Annotated in this window: 14 protein-coding genes; 4 read left to right on the plus strand and 10 right to left on the minus strand. The window is 70.8% G+C overall.

The genetic code is table 11. The features are described 5' to 3' along the window. Window positions 1–6: 6 nt before the first annotated feature. The 5 genes from ATSB10_RS18465 to ATSB10_RS18485 all read right to left on the minus strand — a co-directional run bounded on the left by ATSB10_RS18465 (window position 7) and on the right by ATSB10_RS18485 (window position 5,687). Window positions 7–2,124, minus strand: coding sequence for a TonB-dependent copper receptor (locus ATSB10_RS18465; protein ID WP_063674166.1), 2,118 nt, complete (start codon window positions 2,122–2,124; stop codon window positions 7–9). Window positions 2,125–2,251: 127 nt separating this feature from the next. Beyond that, entirely contained in the window at window positions 2,252–2,620 is a 369-nt protein-coding gene (locus ATSB10_RS18470; RefSeq protein ID WP_063674167.1) for a DUF2946 family protein, read from the minus strand. A gap of 86 nt (window positions 2,621–2,706) precedes the next feature. Then, the gene (locus tag ATSB10_RS18475) at window positions 2,707–3,246 is read right to left on the minus strand and encodes a TlpA family protein disulfide reductase (protein ID WP_063674168.1); all 540 of its coding nucleotides are present in this window, start codon (window positions 3,244–3,246) and stop codon (window positions 2,707–2,709) included. Window positions 3,247–3,374: 128 nt separating this feature from the next. Continuing rightward, a complete protein-coding gene (locus tag ATSB10_RS18480; protein WP_063674169.1) occupies window positions 3,375–5,165 on the minus strand; it encodes an acyl-CoA dehydrogenase C-terminal domain-containing protein in 1,791 nt (596 codons plus the stop codon). A gap of 42 nt (window positions 5,166–5,207) precedes the next feature. Next, a complete protein-coding gene (locus tag ATSB10_RS18485; RefSeq protein ID WP_063674170.1) occupies window positions 5,208–5,687 on the minus strand; it encodes a hypothetical protein in 480 nt (159 codons plus the stop codon). Between the two features lie 179 nt (window positions 5,688–5,866). Here ATSB10_RS18485 and ATSB10_RS18490 point away from each other — a divergent pair, with 179 nt between their 5' ends. Beyond that, window positions 5,867–6,334 carry an SET domain-containing protein gene (locus ATSB10_RS18490; protein ID WP_063674171.1) on the plus strand — a complete coding sequence of 156 codons (468 nt, stop codon included), beginning with the start codon at window positions 5,867–5,869 and terminating at the stop codon, window positions 6,332–6,334. Window positions 6,335–6,710: 376 nt separating this feature from the next. Here the strand turns inward: ATSB10_RS18490 and glpK are convergent, their stop codons facing one another. Beyond that, the gene (gene glpK, locus ATSB10_RS18495) at window positions 6,711–8,207 is read right to left on the minus strand and encodes a glycerol kinase GlpK (RefSeq protein WP_063674172.1); all 1,497 of its coding nucleotides are present in this window, start codon (window positions 8,205–8,207) and stop codon (window positions 6,711–6,713) included. Between the two features lie 168 nt (window positions 8,208–8,375). Between glpK and ATSB10_RS18500 the strand changes: the two genes are divergently transcribed. Further along, window positions 8,376–8,921, plus strand: a complete 546-nt coding sequence (locus tag ATSB10_RS18500; RefSeq protein ID WP_063674173.1) for a type 1 glutamine amidotransferase domain-containing protein — start codon at window positions 8,376–8,378, stop codon at window positions 8,919–8,921. Between the two features lie 34 nt (window positions 8,922–8,955). On the opposite strand, the gene fusA is transcribed toward ATSB10_RS18500, so the two are convergent. Beyond that, window positions 8,956–11,007 carry an elongation factor G gene (gene fusA / locus ATSB10_RS18505; RefSeq protein ID WP_063674174.1) on the minus strand — a complete coding sequence of 684 codons (2,052 nt, stop codon included), beginning with the start codon at window positions 11,005–11,007 and terminating at the stop codon, window positions 8,956–8,958. A 387-nt stretch (window positions 11,008–11,394) separates the two neighbouring features. Between fusA and ATSB10_RS18510 the strand changes: the two genes are divergently transcribed. Then, on the plus strand, window positions 11,395–12,495 hold the full coding sequence (locus ATSB10_RS18510) for a hypothetical protein (protein WP_205631074.1): 1,101 nt from the start codon (window positions 11,395–11,397) through the stop codon (window positions 12,493–12,495). A 32-nt stretch (window positions 12,496–12,527) separates the two neighbouring features. After that, window positions 12,528–14,543: a hypothetical protein gene (locus tag ATSB10_RS18515; RefSeq protein WP_063674175.1), complete on the plus strand. Its 2,016-nt coding sequence runs from the start codon at window positions 12,528–12,530 to the stop codon at window positions 14,541–14,543. Between the two features lie 4 nt (window positions 14,544–14,547). Here ATSB10_RS18515 and ATSB10_RS18520 read toward each other — a convergent pair whose 3' ends face one another. From ATSB10_RS18520 to ATSB10_RS18530, 3 genes are all read right to left on the minus strand, one after another. Further along, the gene (locus ATSB10_RS18520; RefSeq protein WP_063674176.1) at window positions 14,548–15,114 is read right to left on the minus strand and encodes a gamma-glutamylcyclotransferase; all 567 of its coding nucleotides are present in this window, start codon (window positions 15,112–15,114) and stop codon (window positions 14,548–14,550) included. Window positions 15,115–15,133: 19 nt separating this feature from the next. Then, window positions 15,134–15,607, minus strand: coding sequence for a MarR family winged helix-turn-helix transcriptional regulator (locus ATSB10_RS18525; protein WP_063674582.1), 474 nt, complete (start codon window positions 15,605–15,607; stop codon window positions 15,134–15,136). Window positions 15,608–15,675: 68 nt separating this feature from the next. After that, window positions 15,676–16,770 carry an alkene reductase gene (locus tag ATSB10_RS18530; protein WP_063674177.1) on the minus strand — a complete coding sequence of 365 codons (1,095 nt, stop codon included), beginning with the start codon at window positions 16,768–16,770 and terminating at the stop codon, window positions 15,676–15,678. Window positions 16,771–16,828 lie beyond the last annotated feature (58 nt).

Raw genomic sequence — 16,828 nt, forward strand, 5'->3', positions numbered from 1 at the left:
TCTGGGTCAGAGGTGGATGGCGAGCTTCATCCAGGCGGTGCGCCCGGGCTCGTTCACGCGGACGGTGCTGACGTAGCCGACCAGTCCGGTCGGGGCGGCGTTGAGGTGCTCGGCGTAGGTCCTGTCCAGCAGGTTGTCGATGCCGGCGCTCAGCGTCAGATGCCGGCCGAGACGGTAGCTGCCGTTGAGCGAGAGCACGCCGAAGCCGCCGCTGGTCCCCAGGTCCTGGCCGACGATGTTGCCTTCGCCGACCGCCACCCGACGCTGGGCGGCGGCGACGCGCCAGAGTGCGCCCACCGACCATGCATCGCGTGCATAGGTGAGCCCGAAGCGGGCTTCCAGCGGCGGCATCTGCGGCAGCGGGCGATGCTCGGTGCGGTTCTGGCCCCAGGCAGTGCTGAGCGAGGCATCGCCGCTCCAGTGCGGATCGAATGCATAACTCACGCCGGCTTCGCCGCCGGCAATGCGCGCCTGCACGTTGCTGGCCGTCCCCGTGCCCATGGCGCTGGCCGGGTAACGCATCAGGATGAAGTCCTGCACCATGCCGGCGTAGCCGGAGACCCAGGCCTTCATGCGGGCGTCGTGGTACTGCAGGCCGATGTCCAGCTGGGCAGTGCGTTCCGGTTGCAGGTTGCGGAAGCTGGTGACGGAGGTGTCCACGTGCCCGCCGAACAGCTCCCAGTAGTCGGGGAAACGCTCGACATGGCCGATGCCGGCGTAGAACGTGGCCGGCGCGGAGGCGAGGTCCCTTTCGTAGCGCACGAAACCCGAGGGCAGTGTGTCGGAGCGGCTCGCCGTGACCTTGGTCGTGCTGCTGCCCATGCCACCACTCATACCGCCGCCCATGCCGCTGGTGCCGGCGGAAGGCAGGGTGAGCTGGTAGCCGCGGGCCTGTGCGCGGTCCAGCCGGATGCCGCTGATCACGCGCTGGCGGGGCGCAAGGGTCCAGCGCAGCTCGCCGAACGCGCCGACGTCGCTCATGCGGGCGTCGCGCAGGCGCGGCAGCAGACCGTAGTAGATCATGCTGTCCGGCGGGCCGCCGTTGCGCAAGGTGTGTGCGTTGGTCGAGCCGTCCATGCCGGCGACCAGCTCCAGCACCTCGTCCCAGCGCCAGGTGCCGGCGATGCGCCCGCCGCGGGTGCGCCGGGCCACGTTGGAGGCCATCGCCATCGGCATCATGCTGGCCGGATCGGGCTGGCGCAGCGTGTAGTTGTCCATCACGTGGTCGGCGTAATGGGTGTACGCCTGCACTTCCAGCGTGTCCCAATGATGCGTGAGGTGCTGCTGCACGAGCGTCAGGCCGGCGCTTTCGCGCAGGAACTGCGAGCCATCCATGCCGCTGAAGGCATAGGCGGCCTGGCCGTTGCCCTTGCCGACGGCCAGTTCCAGCCGGGTGTCGTCACTGGGCGTCCAGCCCACGGTGGTGTCGACGTTCCAGCGGTCGTAGCGCGAGTGCACGCGGTGGCCGGCGCCGTCGGCGTAGTCCTGCGAATGGGTGTGGTTGGCGGCAACCCCCAGGTAGCCGGTCGGGGCGCCGGTGCGCAGGTCCAGGTTCTGGTCGTTGCGGCCCCAGGAGCCGCCGAGCACGCTGGCGTCGACGCGGTAACCCGGTTCGGCGTAGCGGCTGAAGTCGCGGTCGAAGCGCACCACGCCGGCCGAGTTGCCGGGCCCGTAGATCACCGTTTCCGGGCCCTTGATCACGGTGACGCGATCGTAGTTTTCCGGCGCGATGTAGGCGGTCGGCGGGTCCATGCGTGACGGGCAGCCGCCGGCGATCTGGCCGCCGTCCATCAGGATGCCCAGTCGCGAGCCGCTCATGCCGCGCAGCACCGGATCGCCGTTGCTGCCGCCTTTGCGGATCACCGAGAAGCCGGGAATGCTCCTGAGCAGGTCGGCGCCGTCGCTGGCCGGCACCGGCTGGCGCGGGGCCTTCGGGTCGGTCACGACGGTGAGCGGGCTATCCTGCATCGGTGCGGTGACCACGACCGGCGCCAGTTCGGTCGCCGGGTCCGCGTCGGTGGCGAGTGCGGGGCCGGCAAGCGCCAGCGCGATGGCGCCGACAAGGGCGCGCGGCAGGAAGTGGGCGTGCGCAGGCGCACGCCGATGAAGCGTCGGATGAGTCATGGAAATCCCTGGAGTCGGCAACGACGCGCGGCACGCAGGCCGCGCGCGATCACGGGGCGGATGCGCTGGCCAGTCGGCGGTCCGGAAGGGCCGGCGACGGGCGGTCAGCTATTCGCGTGGCGTGGGTTCAGGCGTGCGCGACGACAGGAGGACCGCGGGGTGCGGCCGCGAGCAGCACGATCGTGCTGCGTTCGGGCGGCCGGACGGCAGTGGGCGACGGACCGGCCAGCGCAAGCCCTGGAACCTGTACCGGCGATGCGTCGGGCAGCATCGAATGCCCGGCCATCATGCCGCAGTAGCCGCACTTCTCCAGCAGGTGGCCGGCCGGCGGCGTCTGCGTGCCGTCCGGGTGGTGCACGCCGCAGGCACCGATGCTGACCAGCGAATCCAGCGGGTTCGCCAGCGTCTGCGACACCACGGGCGCGACGATCGTCAGCCACAGGGCGACGATGGCGAGCCAGGCGACGAAGCCTCGTTGGCGGCGTGGAATGGGCACGGAAAGGCGGTCTCGCGATCTCGGCGACCCGGCATCTTGTCACGGTCGCCGGGGCGACCGTAAGCCACTGCGGCAGGGTGCCGCTGTCAGTGTGGGACGGCGGCCTGGGGCTTGGTGGCGTCGGCCAGCAGGCCGTTGATCTCGGCGAGGATCCCGTCGAGATCGCTCTCGTCGTAACCCACGTGCAGGTTGGCCAGCGTGCCGTCCGGATGGAAGATCGCCATCACCGGGATGCCGTCGTCGCTGCCGTAGGGGCGCCCGACCCTGCCGTCACCGTCGCGGCTCATCAGCAGGGTCGGCAGGATGCGATGCATGTTGCGCGACACCGCGGCGAACGTCCGCACACTCTCACGGTGATTCACCGCCACGATCTGCAGCGGCAGGTGCTTCTGGATCGCCACCTGCTGGATGTTGCCCAGGGTGGGCATCTCCTTCATGCAGTAGCCGCACCAGGTGGCCCAGAAGCTCACCACCACCTTGCCGCGCAGGGGCGAAAGCGTGAGATGGGTGCCGTCGCGAGTGATGCCCAGTGCGTCCGGTGGCGTGTCGCCGGGTTTCAGTGTCGCCCCGGCGAAGGTGGGGGTGCAGGCGAGCAGGCAGGCGAACAGCACGGCAATCCGACGCATGGATTTTCCCCGATGAAGGCCCGCGGCGTAGCAATCGCCTGGCCCTGCGACAGTGGCCGCGAGATCGGCTGTCGCGCAAAAAAAAGCGCCCGGCAGGGCCGGGCGCTTCGGAAGGGGCGTCGACGGCGTCAGGCGATCTGGGGCAGCGTCGCCACGCCGGCCTCGATGCCTGCCTGGTGCATCAGGCAACGCGGCAGGATGCGGGCGAAGTAGAACGCCGCGGTGTCGCGCTTGGCCTGCTTGAACGCTTCCGGCTGGCTGCTACGGTCCGCCGCGGCCACGCTCTTCGCCCACAGGTAGGCGAGGGTGATGTAGCCGGAGTAGTACAGGTAGTCGTTGGCGGCGGCGCCCAGCTCTTCCGGGTTGGCCTGGATGCGGCCGGCCAGCTTCATGGTCAGTTCGCCCCACTGCTTGGTGTAGACGGCGAGCGGACCGATCATCGCGCGCAGCGACTCGTCGGCGCTGTGCTGCTGGCAGAACGCGCTGATCTCCTCCAGGAAGTGCCGGAAGCCCGCACCCTGCAGCTGGAGGATCTTGCGGCCGAGCAGATCGGCCGCCTGGATGCCGGTGGTGCCCTCGTACAGCGTGGTGATGCGCGCATCGCGGGCAAACTGCTCCATGCCGTTCTCGCCGATGTAGCCGTGGCCGCCGTAGATCTGCAGCGCTTCCTTGGTGCACTCGATCGACAGCTCGGTGACCAGCGCCTTGGAGATCGGGATCAGGAACGCGACCAGCTCGCTCGCCTTCTGCCGCGTGGCTTCGTCCTTGGCACGCGCCTCGACGTCCACCTGCAGCGCGTTGTACAGCACCAGCAGGCGCGAGCCTTCGACGAAGGCGCGCTGGGTCAGCAGCATGCGGCGCACGTCCGGCTGCACCAGCAGGTTGTCGGCCGGCTTGTCGGGGAACTTCGCACCGGACAGCGCACGTGACTGCAGGCGCTCGCGGGCGTAGTTGAGACTGTTCTGCAGTGCGCGCTCCGACAGCGCCAGGCCCTGCACGCCGACCGACAGGCGGGCGGCATTCATCATGGTGAACATCGCCATCAGGCCCTTGTGCGGCTGGCCGATCAGGTAGCCCTCGGCCTCGTCGAAGTTCATCACGCAGGTGGCCGATCCCTTGATGCCCATCTTGTGCTCGATGGCGCCGGCGTAGGCGTTGTTGCGCTCGCCCAGCGAGCCGTCGGCATTCACCTTGAACTTCGGCACGATGAACATCGAGATGCCGCGGCTGCCGGCCGGGGCGTCGGGCAGGCGGGCCAGCACCAGGTGCACGATGTTCTCGGCCAGATCGTGCTCGCCGGCGCTGATGAAGATCTTGGTGCCGGTGATCCTGTAGGTGGTGGCGTCGTGCAGGCCCTTGCCGGCCGGCTCGGCGCGGGTCTTCAGCAGGCCGAGGTCGGAACCGGCCTGGGGTTCGGTCAGGCACATCGTGCCGGTCCAGTCGCCGGCGACGATGCGGCTCATGAACAGCTCGCGCTGCCACTCCTCGCCGTGCAGTTCCATCGCGTGGCAGGCGCCCTCGGACAGCAGCGGATAGAGGCTCCACGACAGGTTGCCGGACTGGAACAGCTCGGTGGTGGCGGTGCCGAGCACGGCCGGCAGCGCCTGGCCGCCGTAGGCCTCCGGCATGGTCAGGCCGGCCCAGCCGCCCTCGGCGAACGCCTTGAAGGCTTCCTTGAAACCCTTCGGCGTGGTGACCGTGTGGGTGTCCTTGTCGAAGTGGCAGCCTTCCTGGTCGCCCGGCCAGTTGGTCGGCGCGAGCACCTGCTCGGCGAGCTTGCCGGCCTCTTCCAGCACGGCGTCGAGCAGGTCGCGGGTGTGGCCGTCGCCACCTTCCAGCCCGGTCAGCACCGCTTCGGCGCCGAGGACGTCGAAGAGGGCGAAGCGCTGGTCGTCGAGGGGGGCCTTGTAAAGCGTCATGGCGATGTCCTTCGGTGGAATGGGTGGGATGTGAGGAGCGGATCAGCGGAAGGTGCCGGGTATCCCGGGCACGGGCGACAGCCAGTCGTTGCCGCTGAAGTCGAAATCGCGGGCCTGCTTTTCCTGCTCGGGCTTGGCTCGGGCGGTGCCGCTCACCCGGTAGGCGAGCGAACCGGCGCTGCCCTTGGCCGCGACGGCGGCCAGCGCGGCGGTCATCTGTGAGGTCGGCAGCACGTCAATGTCCACCACGTCGCCGGAGAGGGCAGGGATATCGCGCTTGAAGGTGCCGTGCAGGCGCACCGGCTCGAGCTGCGCCACCTGCAGCGTGCCCTCCAGCGAGGTGAAGTCCATCTCGCCGTAGCTGTTGTTCTGGATGCGCACGGTGAGGTGCCATCCGCCGCCGGGCTGAACCTGCAACTGCTGGATGCTGACCGCTGGCGGGAACACGCTCTTGCGCGGCGGCCCGCAGGCGACCAGGCCCAGGGCGAGCACGGCGGGGGCGATCCAGCGGGGCAGGCGCATCACGGCTTCTCCAAACGATCGTTTGAATCTCTGATTCTAACCACCTTTGCATGGCGGCCGAAACCGTCCACGCCGTCGCAGCCGAAAACCCGCTGCCGGCCAGCGACGCGCGCCGTCGCGGTTCCCACGTTCATGCCGAACGGGCATGATCGGGGTTTGCCTGTCACCGGAATGTCCGCATGCCCGCACGCTTCGTCGCCCGCCGTTCGCCGATCCACGGCAACGGTGTCTTCGCCACCGATGTGATCCGCAAGGGGGAGGAGATCGTCCAGTACAAGGGCACGCTGATGACCCACGCCGAGGCCGACGAGATGTACGGCGACGGCGGCGAGACCGGGCACACCTTCCTGTTCACCCTCAACGACGACTACATCATCGACGCCAACCGCAACGGCAACACGGCGCGCTGGATCAACCACAGCTGCGATCCGAACTGCCGCGCCGTGGTGGAGGAAAGCGCCAACGGCGACCTGCGCAAGGACAAGGTGATGATCGAGGCGATCCGCACGATCAGGCCCGGCGAGGAACTCACCTACAACTACGGCATCGTGCTGGAAGTGCCGCACACCGCGCGGCTGAAGAAGCTGTGGAAGTGCCTGTGCGGTTCGCCGAAGTGCACCGGCACGCTGCTGCAGCCCAAGCGCTGAGGGTCGCGGCCGGCTTTTGTCCCGCCGCGTCGACGTTCATGTAGGAGCCCACCCTGTGGGCGATCGATGCAGCGGCGTGGCGGGGCCGGATCGCGCACAGGGTGCGCTCCTACAGGGCCATGTTTCGCAGGAGCCCATCTTGTGGGCGATCGATGCAGCGGCGTGGCGAGGCCGGATCGCGCACAGGGTGCGCTCCTGCAGGGGCATGTTTCGTAGGAGCCCATCTTGTGGGCGATCGATGCAGCGTCGTGGCGAGGCCGGATCGCGCACAGGGTGCGCTCCTACAGGGGCATGTTTCGTAGGAGCCCACCCTGTGGGCGATCGATGCAGCGGCGTGGCGAGGCTGGCCGCCCACAGGGAGCAAGGGCGCGAAGATTCAGACCCGGAACCCCAGCGTCGCCTGCACCGCCATGCTCCAGCCGGCATAGAGCGCCTCCCGTCGCTCGCTCGGCATCGACGGTGCGAAGCGTCGTTGCACCGCCCATTGCCGTGCGATCTCCTCGCGGCTGGACCAGAAGCCGGTGGCCAGTCCGGCCAGGTAGGCAGCGCCCAGCGCGGTGGTTTCGGTGACCTCTGGCCGCAGTAGCGGCACGCCGAGGATGTCGGCCTGGAACTGGGCAAGGAAGTCGTTGGCGATGGCGCCGCCGTCGGCGCGCAACTCCCTCAGTGTGATGCCGGCATCGGCCTGCATTGCATCGAGCACGTCGCGGGTCTGGTAGGCCATCGACTCCAGCGCGGCGCGCACGAAGTGTTCCTTGCTGGTGCCACGCGACAGGCCGAACACCGCGCCGCGCACGTCGCTGCGCCAGTACGGTGCGCCGAGGCCGACGAAGGCCGGCACGAAGTACACGCCGTCGCTGTCGCCGGCGCGCTCGGCGTAGGCCTGCGAGTCGCTGGATTTGCCCAACATGCGCAGCCCGTCGCGCAGCCACTGCACCACCGACCCCGCGACGAAGATCGCGCCTTCCAGCGCGTATTCGACCCGGCCGTCGACGTCCCAGGCGATGGTGGTGAGCAGGCCGTGTTCCGAGGCCACGGCCCGTTCGCCGGTGTGCATCAGCATGAAGCAGCCGGTGCCGTAGGTGTTCTTGGCCATGCCTGGTTCGAAGCAGGCCTGGCCGAACAGCGCGGCCTGCTGGTCGCCGGCCACGCCGGCGATCGGCACCTCCCGTCCGAAGAACAGCTCCGGCGTGGTGTGTCCGTAGATTTCGCTGGACGAGCGCACCTCCGGCAGCATCGCGCGCGGCACGTCGAGCATCGCCAGCAGCTCGTCGTCCCACTGGCGTGCATGGATGTCGTACATCAGCGTGCGAGAGGCGTTGGTGGCATCGGTGACGTGCACCTTGCCGCCGGTGAGGTTCCAGATCAGCCAGCTGTCGATGGTGCCGAAGGCCAGCTCGCCGCGGCGGGCGCGTTCGCGCGCGCCGTCGACGTGGTCGAGGATCCACTTCACCTTGGTGCCGGAGAAATACGCGTCGATCAGCAGGCCGGTCTTCGCCTTCACCATTGGCTCGTGGCCAGCGGCCTTCAGCGCCTCGCAGATGGCGCGGGTCTGCCGTGACTGCCACACGATGGCGTTATGGATCGGCTGGCCGGTGACCCTGTCCCACACCACCGTGGTCTCGCGCTGGTTGGTGATGCCGATGCCGGCGATCGCCGAAGCGGGGACCTGCGTGTCGTTCATCACCTCGGTGATCGTGGTGAGCACGCTGGTCATGATCTCGCGCGGGTGGTGCTCGACCCAGCCCGGCTGGGGGAAGTGCTGGGGGAACTCGCGTTGCGCCACGCCGGCGATGCGGCCGGCGCGGTCGAACAGGATGGCGCGGGAACTGGTGGTGCCCTGGTCGATCGCCAGGATGTACTCGGCGCTCATGCGGCCTCGGCAATGGCGTGGATCGGATCGCAGAGTGTCGCCCAGTCGCGCGGCGGCGGCACGGCACGCCGCCGCATCGGGCGATCACGCCGGGGTAACGCGACGACGACGCCCCGGCGATGCGCGACCTGCGACATTCATCCTCCCCACTTGCCGAGGATCCCCGCCATGAGCCCCAACGATCTGCACGGCCGTCGCATCGCCGTCCTGGCGACCGACGGCTTCGAGCACAGCGAGCTGACCGAACCCAAGCGCCTGCTGGAGGCTGCCGGCGCGCGCGTGGACGTGGTCGCGCCGGACGGATCGAAGCAGATCCGCGGCTGGACGGGCGGCGACTGGGCCGGCTCGGTGAAGGTGGACATGCCGCTGGCCAAGGCGCACGTCGGGGATTTCGACGCGCTGGTGCTGCCCGGCGGAGTGATCAATCCGGACCAGTTGCGGCTGCGCGAGGAGGCGATCGCCTTCATCCGCGACTTCGGCGCCTCCGGCAAGCCGGTGGCCGCGATCTGCCACGGGCCGTGGACGCTGATTGACGCCGGCCTGGTGATGGGGCGCAAGGTCACCTCGTGGCCGTCGCTGCGCAACGACCTGGAGAATGCCGGCGCGCAATGGCGGGACAAGGCGGTGGTGGCCGACGGCACGCTGATCACCAGCCGCAAGCCGGACGACATCCCGGCCTTCACCGAGGCACTGATCGAACGGCTGGCCGCCTGAGGCCGGCGCCCGGGCGGGCGCCGGCGGTCCCGGCTCAGTCCTCGTCCGGGTGCGGGCGCCAGGTTTCGCGCAGTTGCTTCTGCATCGCCGGCGGCGCCGGTTCGTAATGACTTAGCTCCATGCCGTAGCGGCCGCGCCCGGCGGTGACGGCGCGCAGTTCGGTGGCGTAGTCGGCCAGCTCGGCCAGCGGCGCCAGGGCGCGGATCAGCAGCTCGCCGCCGCGCTGCAGGTCGGTGCCGAGGATGCGCGCGCGCTTGCCGGCCAGGCCGCCGGTGATGTCGCCCACGTGCGCCTCGGGGATCGCCACCTCCAGCGACACGATCGGTTCCAGCACCACCGGCTGCGCCTTGCCCACCGCATCGAGGAAGGCCTTGCGTCCGGCGGTGATGAAGGCGACCTCCTTCGAGTCGACCGAGTGGTGCTTGCCGTCGAGCACGGTCACGCGCACGTCCTGCAGCGGGAAGCCGGCGATCGCGCCGTGGTCCATCGCCTGGCGCACGCCCTTCTCGATCGCCGGCAGGAACTGGCCGGGAATCGCGCCGCCTTTCACCGAATCGACGAAAGCAAAGCCGGCGCCGCGCTCCAGTGGCTCGACCCGCAGCAGCACTTCGCCGAACTGGCCGGCGCCACCGGTCTGCTTCTTGTGCCGGTGGTGGCCATCGGCGCTGGCGGTGATGGTTTCGCGATAGGCGATCCGCGGAGGGTGGGTGATCACCTCCACGCCATAGCGTTCGCGCATGCGCTCCAGCGCGATCGACAGGTGCAGCTCGGAGAGCCCGCGCAGTACGGTCTCGTTGAGTTCGCGCCGATGCTCCACGCGCAGGCAGGGATCCTCCTCGGCCAGTCGCCCCAGCGCCAGCGCCAGCTTCTGTTCCTGGCCCTTGTGCTTCGGCTCCAGCGCCAGTCCGGCCATCGGCTGCGGGTAGGCCATCGGCACCAGGTGGATGCGGTCCTCGTCGTGGGAGTCGTGCAGCACGGCGTCGAAGTGGATCTCCTCCACCTTGGCCACCGCCGCCATGTCGCCGGGGACGGCCTGGTCGATCTCGACGTGGCGGTTGCCCTCGATCCGCAGCAGGTGGGCGACGCGGAACGGCTTGCGGCCGTCGTCGACGAACAGCTGCGTGTCGCGGCGCACCGTGCCCTGCCACACGCGGAACACGCCGAGCTTGCCGACGAACGGGTCGTTGACGATCTTGAACACGTCGGCGATCACGTGCTGCGCCGGGTCGGCGGCGACCGGCACCGGCTTGTCCTGGGCATCGAGGAAGGGCGGCGGGTTGGCTTCGCCCGGATGCGGCAGCAGCCGCACGGCCAAGTCCAGGAATTCGCGCACGCCGGCGCCCGAGCGCGCGCTCATGAAACAGATCGGCACCAGGTGCCGTTCGCGCAGGCACTGCTCGAAGGCATCGTGCAGCTGCTGCGGCGTGATCGCGTCCTCGCCGGTGTCCAGGTAGGCGCCCATCACCGTCTCGTTGATCTCCACCACCTGGTCGATCAGCTGCTGGTGCGCCTCGGCCAGCGAGGAGAAGTCGGTGTCGCCCTCGCGCTGGAAGAACGCGTCGCGTACTTCGGTGCCGCCCGCGGCGGGCAGGTTCACCGGCAGGCACTCGCGGCCGAACGCCTCGCGCAGTTCCTCCACCAGCGCGGGCAGCGCGGCGGCGTCGCTGTCGATGCGGTTGATCACCAGCACGCAGGCCAGGCCGCGCTGGCGCGCGTGCTCGATCATGCGGCGCGCGCCGTGCTCGATGCCGTTGGCGGCGTTGACCACTACCGCGACCGTGTCCACCGCGGCCAGCGCGGCGAGGGCCGGGCCGCGGAAATCGGCGTAGCCGGGGGTGTCGATCAGCTGGATGCGGCAGTCGCCGTGCATCAGCGAAGCCAGGCAGGTGTCGATGGAGTGGCCGCGTGCCTTCTCCTGCACGTCGGTGTCGGAGAAAGTGTTGCCGCGCTCGATCGTGCCCTGGGCCTGGATCACGCCGGCGGCGTACAGCAGGGCTTCGAAGAGGCTGGTCTTGCCGCTGCCGGCGTGGCCGGCCAGGGCGATGTTGCGGATGTTTTCGGTAGGAACGAGGCGCGGCGCGTTCATGACGCTCTCCCGTGCCGTTCGATCACGGTTGGTCGGCGGCCGGTCCACCGCGCTGGACGCGGCGACCGGCGTGCTTGGCTGGCGGGAAGCTTGCTCCTCGATACGGACATGACAGGACCCTCCTGCGCGCGAACGCGGGTCCCGAGCCGGCGTCGACGGCGCCGCACGAGGCCGCATGGCGCGGCGAACGTTGACGGGCCGTCATGGTCGTCCGCGGCGCGCGTGCGTCCGGGCGGTCATGGCGGAGAGAAGCGGCGTAAGCCGCCCGGCGAGGGTTCTCCCATCGGGCGCCGCGGTCAAGGGGCCAGGGCGTCGCAGGGAACCCGGCGCGCTGCCCAGGGTCCGTAAGACCTCGCGGTTCGACCGGGGCGGAGTCCGATCCGCGCGTTGCCGGAAACCGCCTCATCGCCCCCGAGGTCGCCCATCGAACCCACGCCTTCGCCCGACCCGCACCGCTGGACGCCGCCGCCCGGGCTGGCTCCACTGGACGATGACACGCGTGCCCTGCTGCAGCGCCTGCGCCGTCGTCCCTGGCCGCGCGGGCGTCGTCGGCGGCTGTTCGCCTGGGTCGCGGTGGCCCTGCTGCACGGGTTCTTCGCGCTGGTGCTGTGGCAGGTCATGCAACCGCCGCCGGCGGCGCCGTTCGACGGCGGCGAGGTGGCTACGGATGCATCGGTGCTGCAGGTGCGGTTCATCCCCCGGGCGAGCCAGCCGGCCCCGCCCCCGCCCCTGGCCCTGCAGGCACCGCGGCGAGCACCGCCGGTGCACGAGGCACCCAGGCACGATGCCATGCAGGTGGAGCCGACCGCGGCCGCACCGGCACCGGCACCGGCACCGGCCACGAGCGTGGCGCCGCGCCTGCCCTCGTTGTTCGACCGCGACGGTGTGGCGCGCCTGCCCGCGGCTTCGGCCAGCGCGTCCGCATCCGTGCCGGAGTACATCCAGCGCAAGCCCACCGGCGATATGCAGGTGATGCAGCACACCTCGCCGGTGCCCTACCGTTCGACCCGCTTCGAGCAGTATTTCCCGCCGCCGGGCGAGAACGCCGCGCAGGCGGGGCTGCGCAAACTGGTCGGAGCACTGCAGGGCAAGGGGCCGAGCAGCAAGACGGTGAATCTCCCGCGCGGTGTGCACCTGAAGTGCAAGACCCTGCTGGGCGTTCCCACGCCGTTCTGCGGCCTGCCGCCGGCCCCGCCGCCGCCCAACGATGGCGATGAGCGCCTGAACATGCCGCCGCCACCGCTGGCGAAGGATCCGCATGCGCCGGCCCCGCCGTCGCTGGCCACCTGCATCGCGGCCTATCGTGCGCAGGGGCCGCTGCCCTACGGCTGCCCGGTCGACACGCCGGCACGTGCGGTGGACGAGGAGATGCGCGATTGTGTCGCGCGCTATCGCGCCGGCAAGCGGCTGCCGACCTGGTGCCCGACCGATACCGCGCAACGCGCCAAGGGCCCGCCGGGCAGGGGAGGCAGCGGCACGCCGCCCTGAGCGCGTCGCCCGTCGCCCGCTACACTTCCGGCATGCCGCCCCCGCCCCCGGATCGCGACGTCCCTCGCGCCATCGTCCTGTTGCAGTCGCCACGCGAAGCGGCCGAACAGGCGCGCGTGTATCGGCGGCGCACCCGGCAGAAACCGCGCGACCGCTGGCTGCGCATCGTTGCGCTGGTGGGCAGTCTGTGCGTGCACTTCGGCTTCCTGCTCGGCGTGATACTGGGGCCGGTCTACGTGCCCGACATACCCCCCGAGCAGCCCGGCGATGCGCTGCAGGTGCGGCTCATCGAGAAGAAGAAGGACGAGCCGCCGCCTCCGCCTCCGCCTCCGCCCCCGCTCGGCGCGCTGCCGAAGAAGGTCGGGCCGGTACACCGCGGCACCGCTAGTCGCGGCGCGGTGCGCGTCGCCCGTACCGCATCGCCCGCCTTGCCGGCGGTACCCGCACCGAGCCCGCTGCCCGTGCCGGCGATCGAACCGCCGGTGATCGACGCCGTGAAGCACACCGTGGTCCCCCGACCGGACAAGGCCGTCGCCGCCAAGGCGCCGCCGGTTACCGTGCCGAGGCCGGCGCCGACGCCGGACCTGCAGCCCGTGCCGCTGGTCGGTGAGCCGCCCACGGTCACCCTCGATTCGCCGCCGATGCCGAAGCCGGTGCCGCCGAAGTTCCAGCCCGAGCCGCCGCGCAAGCCGCAACTGGAGGGCAACCGGCCGATCCCGCCGCCCGCGTCCCTGGCGATGCCGGAGTTGCCACCGCAGTCGCCGCCGAAGCTGGCACCGCCCACCCTGGCGCTGGATACCCGCGTGCCGGTGAGCCCCGCGCCGGCCAGCCTCGTCGTCGCCCGCCCCGAGGTGACCGCCGCGCCGCCGGTCCCGGAACTGGCGCCGGTGCCGCTGCCGGCCCAGGCGGCACCGACGGTGAACCTCGCGCCGCAGTTGACTCCGCCGAGTCCGGTGGTGGCCGTGCAGCGTCCGTCGATCCAGGCCCCCGCGGTCGCCGTCGCCCCAGCCGAGGAGCCTGAGCTGGCCGCGGTGCCGGTGGCGCCGAGGGCGCCGACCCTGAGCGACCAGCCGACGCCACCGGCGTTCACCGCGCCGCAGGTGGCGCCGCCGGCGGCGAAAGTCGCGGTGACCGTGGCCCGGCCGGAGCTGTCGCCGGAGCCCGCCGAGGCGCCGCCGAAGCCCGCCAGCGTTCCTGCCGTACCGGCGGTGGCTGCGAAGGCGGCAGTTGCGAGCGCACCCGCCGCCGAGGCGTCGTCACCCGCCAGTGCTGCGCACGCGGGCCAGACCGACGTGAGTTCCTCCCCCGATGCCACGCCGCAGGGCAGCGATACCGCCACGCCCGGGGCGCCGCAGGGCGTGAAGCAGCCGTCGTCGCTGTTGATCGGCAAGGACGGCAGCATCGTGCTGCCGGCGCCCGGGCCAAGTGCAGGCAAGGCCCCCGGCGCGGTGGCGCAGGGCAGTTCGGCGCAGGGTGCCGACCACGGCATCGAGGGCAATCCGGCGCTGGGCCAGTACATCCAGCTGAAGCCGCATGGCGATACGCAGATCATGCGCCACCGCGCGCCCGACATCGGCTATCGGCCGACCCGCTTCGACCAGGACTGGGCGCCGGAAGGCGAGAGTTCGATCGACAGCGCGCTGCGCCACGCGGTGGAGAAGACCACGGTCAAGCACACCTTCCACCTGCCGCGCGGCGTGCGGATCCAGTGCGTGGCGATGCCCTTGCTGCCGGTGGCGCTGCTGGGTTGCCGCAACCCCGATCCGCCCGCGAAACCGCTGGAGCAGGCGATCTACAACCGGCTCAACCTGCCCGCCACGCCGCTGGCGCCACCCCCGCCTGCGCCTGCCACCGCGCCCGCGCCCGCGCCGGTGACGCCGATCCGGCTGGACAACACGGTGCAGTGCGCCAGCGCCCGGGTCGCCGGAGCGCCGCTGCCGCCGGGCTGCGAGGATCCACTGGCTTCACCCCGCACCGCGCCATTGCCCGCGCCTGCCAGTTCCTCCAACTGGGTGCCGGCCAGCGACCAGTTCCAGCCCGCGCACTGACGCGTCAGCGCGCGCTCAGTGCGAGCATGGCGCTCTCCAGCGCGAACACGTGGGTATCGTCGGCGCCGAGCGTGCGCAGCGACGCGGCCAGCCCGAGCAGGTAGTCGCGGTTGGGGCCACTGGGGCCTTTGGCGTTCGCGATCTGCCGGGCAATCACCGGCTCGGGTGCCGGCCCCAGCCATGCGCCATTGCCGGGCGGGGCGATGTAGCTAACCGCCCTGGCGCGGCTGCCGCCGTCCATTTCGAGCTCGACGGTCTCGCGCAGATAGCCGTTCTTTTCCCGCACGTCGAGGGCCGCAAGCGTGGCCGGGCGGATGCGGAAGGCCACGCCCAGGCAGCGCGCGCCGGCCTCGCGGACAAGTGTGACCACCCGGCCCGGCGCCTCGGGCGTGCCGCGGTGGTCGTGCGACCCCTGCCAGAAGCGGCGCGCCCAGCCATGCAGTGACGCCGGTCGTCGCTCCAGGCAGTCGAAGCCGGTCTTGTAGAGGATCGAGCCATAGCCGAACAGCCAGACGCTGTCGCGGTCGAGCAGGTCGGTCCGGTGTCGGTTGGCCAGGGTGGTGTCCAGCATGGGCGGCAGGGGCGGAGGATCAGTCGGCGGCGCGCGGGTGCATCGCCTCCACCAGCGCCAGCAGCTGGTCGCGAAGCTGATCCATGCGGGCCGGCGGCAACTCGACCTGGCAGCGCATGTACGAGGGCAGGCCGGCGGCCCGCTGTTTCAGCACGCGGCCGCGCGGCGACAGTGCGACGCGCACGCGGCGCTCGTCCTCGGGGTCGCGCCGGCGGGCAAGCAGGCCGTTCGCCTCCATCCGCTTGAGCAGCGGGGTGAGCGTGCCCGAATCCAGCAGCAGCGCCTCGCCGATCTCGCCGACGGTGCGCGTCCCGTGTTCCCACAGCACCAGCATCACCAGGTACTGCGGGTAGGTCAGTCCCAGTTCGTCGAGCATGGGGCGGGCCAGCCGGGTCATCTGGTTGCTGGCTGCGTAGAGCGCGAAGCACAGGTGCTGCTTGAGGCACAGCGGGGGCTGCGGATCAGGGGCGGGCAGGGCGGGGCGGCGTGGCATGGGCGGCAGGGTGGCCCAGACCGGCGACGCGGACAAGTCGTGACGACCGGTCCGCGCCATCGGCTTCATCACGCCAGCGCGGGATAGTCGGTATAGCCCTTGGCACCACCGCCATACAGCGTATTGCCGTCCAGCGGGTTCAGCGGCGCGTCTTCGCGCAGCCGGTGCGGCAGGTCCGGATTGGCGATGAAGGCGCGGCCGAACGCCACCAGGTCGGCCTTGCCGCTGGCCACCGCATCGATCGCCATGGCGCGGTCGTAGCCGTTGTTGACGATCCACGCGCCTTTGAACGGCCTGCGCATCGCGGCGTAGTCGAACGGCTGCGGCGCGCGGTTGCCGCCGGTTTCGCCCTCGATCACGTGGATGAAGGCCAGGTCCAGCGTGGCCAGCCGCTCCACCGCGCGGTTGAACAACGCCTGGGGGTCGCTGTCGGCGATGTCGCCGAACGGGGTCAGCGGCGACAGGCGCACGCCGGTGCGGCCGGCGCCGATCTCCTTCGCCACCGTCTCGCACACCTCGAACAGCAGGCGCGTGCGGTTCTCGATGCTGCCGCCGTAGGCGTCGGTGCGCCGGTTGGTCTTGTCGCGCAGGAACTGATCGATCAGGTAGCCGTTGGCGCCGTGCACCTCGACGCCGTCGAAGCCCGCCTCGATCGCGCGGCGCGCGGCCACGCGATAGCTGTCGATCAGCGCGGGGATCTCCGCCAGCTCCAGCGCGCGAGGTTCGGAGACGTCGCTGAAACCCTCGGCGGTGAACACCTTGGCGTCGGCGCGGATCGCCGACGGCGCCACCGGCGCCTGGCCGCCGGGCTGCAGCGAGGTGTGCGAGATGCGCCCCACGTGCCACAGCTGCAGCACGATGCGGCCGCCGGCCGCGTGCACCGCGTCGGTCACTTCCTTCCAGCTGGCCACCTGGGCGTCCGAATGGATGCCGGGGGTGGCGATGTAGCCTTGGCCCTCGGGCACCACCTGGGTGGCCTCGGCGATGATCAGGCCGGCGCTGGCGCGCTGGCTGTAGTAGGTGGCCTGCAGCGCGCCCACGGTGTTGCCCTCGCCCGCGCGGTTGCGGGTGAGCGGCGCCATCACGATGCGGTTGGGCAGCTTCAGGTCGCCGACGGTGATCGGCTGGAACAACACGGAAACGTCGGCCGGACGGTCGGTCATGGGGACTCCTCGGGATGGGGTGGAAAAGACGGGGCGCGAAGGCGCTGCATGGCAGGTG

The sequence above is a fragment of the Dyella thiooxydans genome (genome assembly GCF_001641285.1).
GTDB lineage: Bacteria > Pseudomonadota > Gammaproteobacteria > Xanthomonadales > Rhodanobacteraceae > Dyella_A > Dyella_A thiooxydans.

What these genes read in the sequence shown, in the direction of transcription:
- ATSB10_RS18465 (WP_063674166.1), bottom strand. Translation starts at nt 2,124, where the DNA reads ATGACTCATCCGACGCTTCATCGGCGTGCGCCTGCGCACGCCCACTTC.
- ATSB10_RS18475 (WP_063674168.1), bottom strand. Translation starts at nt 3,246, where the DNA reads ATGCGTCGGATTGCCGTGCTGTTCGCCTGCCTGCTCGCCTGCACCCCC.
- ATSB10_RS18480 (WP_063674169.1), bottom strand. Translation starts at nt 5,165, where the DNA reads ATGACGCTTTACAAGGCCCCCCTCGACGACCAGCGCTTCGCCCTCTTC.
- ATSB10_RS18485 (WP_063674170.1), bottom strand. Translation starts at nt 5,687, where the DNA reads ATGCGCCTGCCCCGCTGGATCGCCCCCGCCGTGCTCGCCCTGGGCCTG.
- ATSB10_RS18490 (WP_063674171.1), top strand. Translation starts at nt 5,867, where the DNA reads ATGCCCGCACGCTTCGTCGCCCGCCGTTCGCCGATCCACGGCAACGGT.
- glpK (WP_063674172.1), bottom strand. Translation starts at nt 8,207, where the DNA reads ATGAGCGCCGAGTACATCCTGGCGATCGACCAGGGCACCACCAGTTCC.
- ATSB10_RS18500 (WP_063674173.1), top strand. Translation starts at nt 8,376, where the DNA reads ATGAGCCCCAACGATCTGCACGGCCGTCGCATCGCCGTCCTGGCGACC.
- fusA (WP_063674174.1), bottom strand. Translation starts at nt 11,007, where the DNA reads ATGAACGCGCCGCGCCTCGTTCCTACCGAAAACATCCGCAACATCGCC.
- ATSB10_RS18515 (WP_063674175.1), top strand. Translation starts at nt 12,528, where the DNA reads ATGCCGCCCCCGCCCCCGGATCGCGACGTCCCTCGCGCCATCGTCCTG.
- ATSB10_RS18520 (WP_063674176.1), bottom strand. Translation starts at nt 15,114, where the DNA reads ATGCTGGACACCACCCTGGCCAACCGACACCGGACCGACCTGCTCGAC.
- ATSB10_RS18525 (WP_063674582.1), bottom strand. Translation starts at nt 15,607, where the DNA reads ATGCCACGCCGCCCCGCCCTGCCCGCCCCTGATCCGCAGCCCCCGCTG.
- ATSB10_RS18530 (WP_063674177.1), bottom strand. Translation starts at nt 16,770, where the DNA reads ATGACCGACCGTCCGGCCGACGTTTCCGTGTTGTTCCAGCCGATCACC.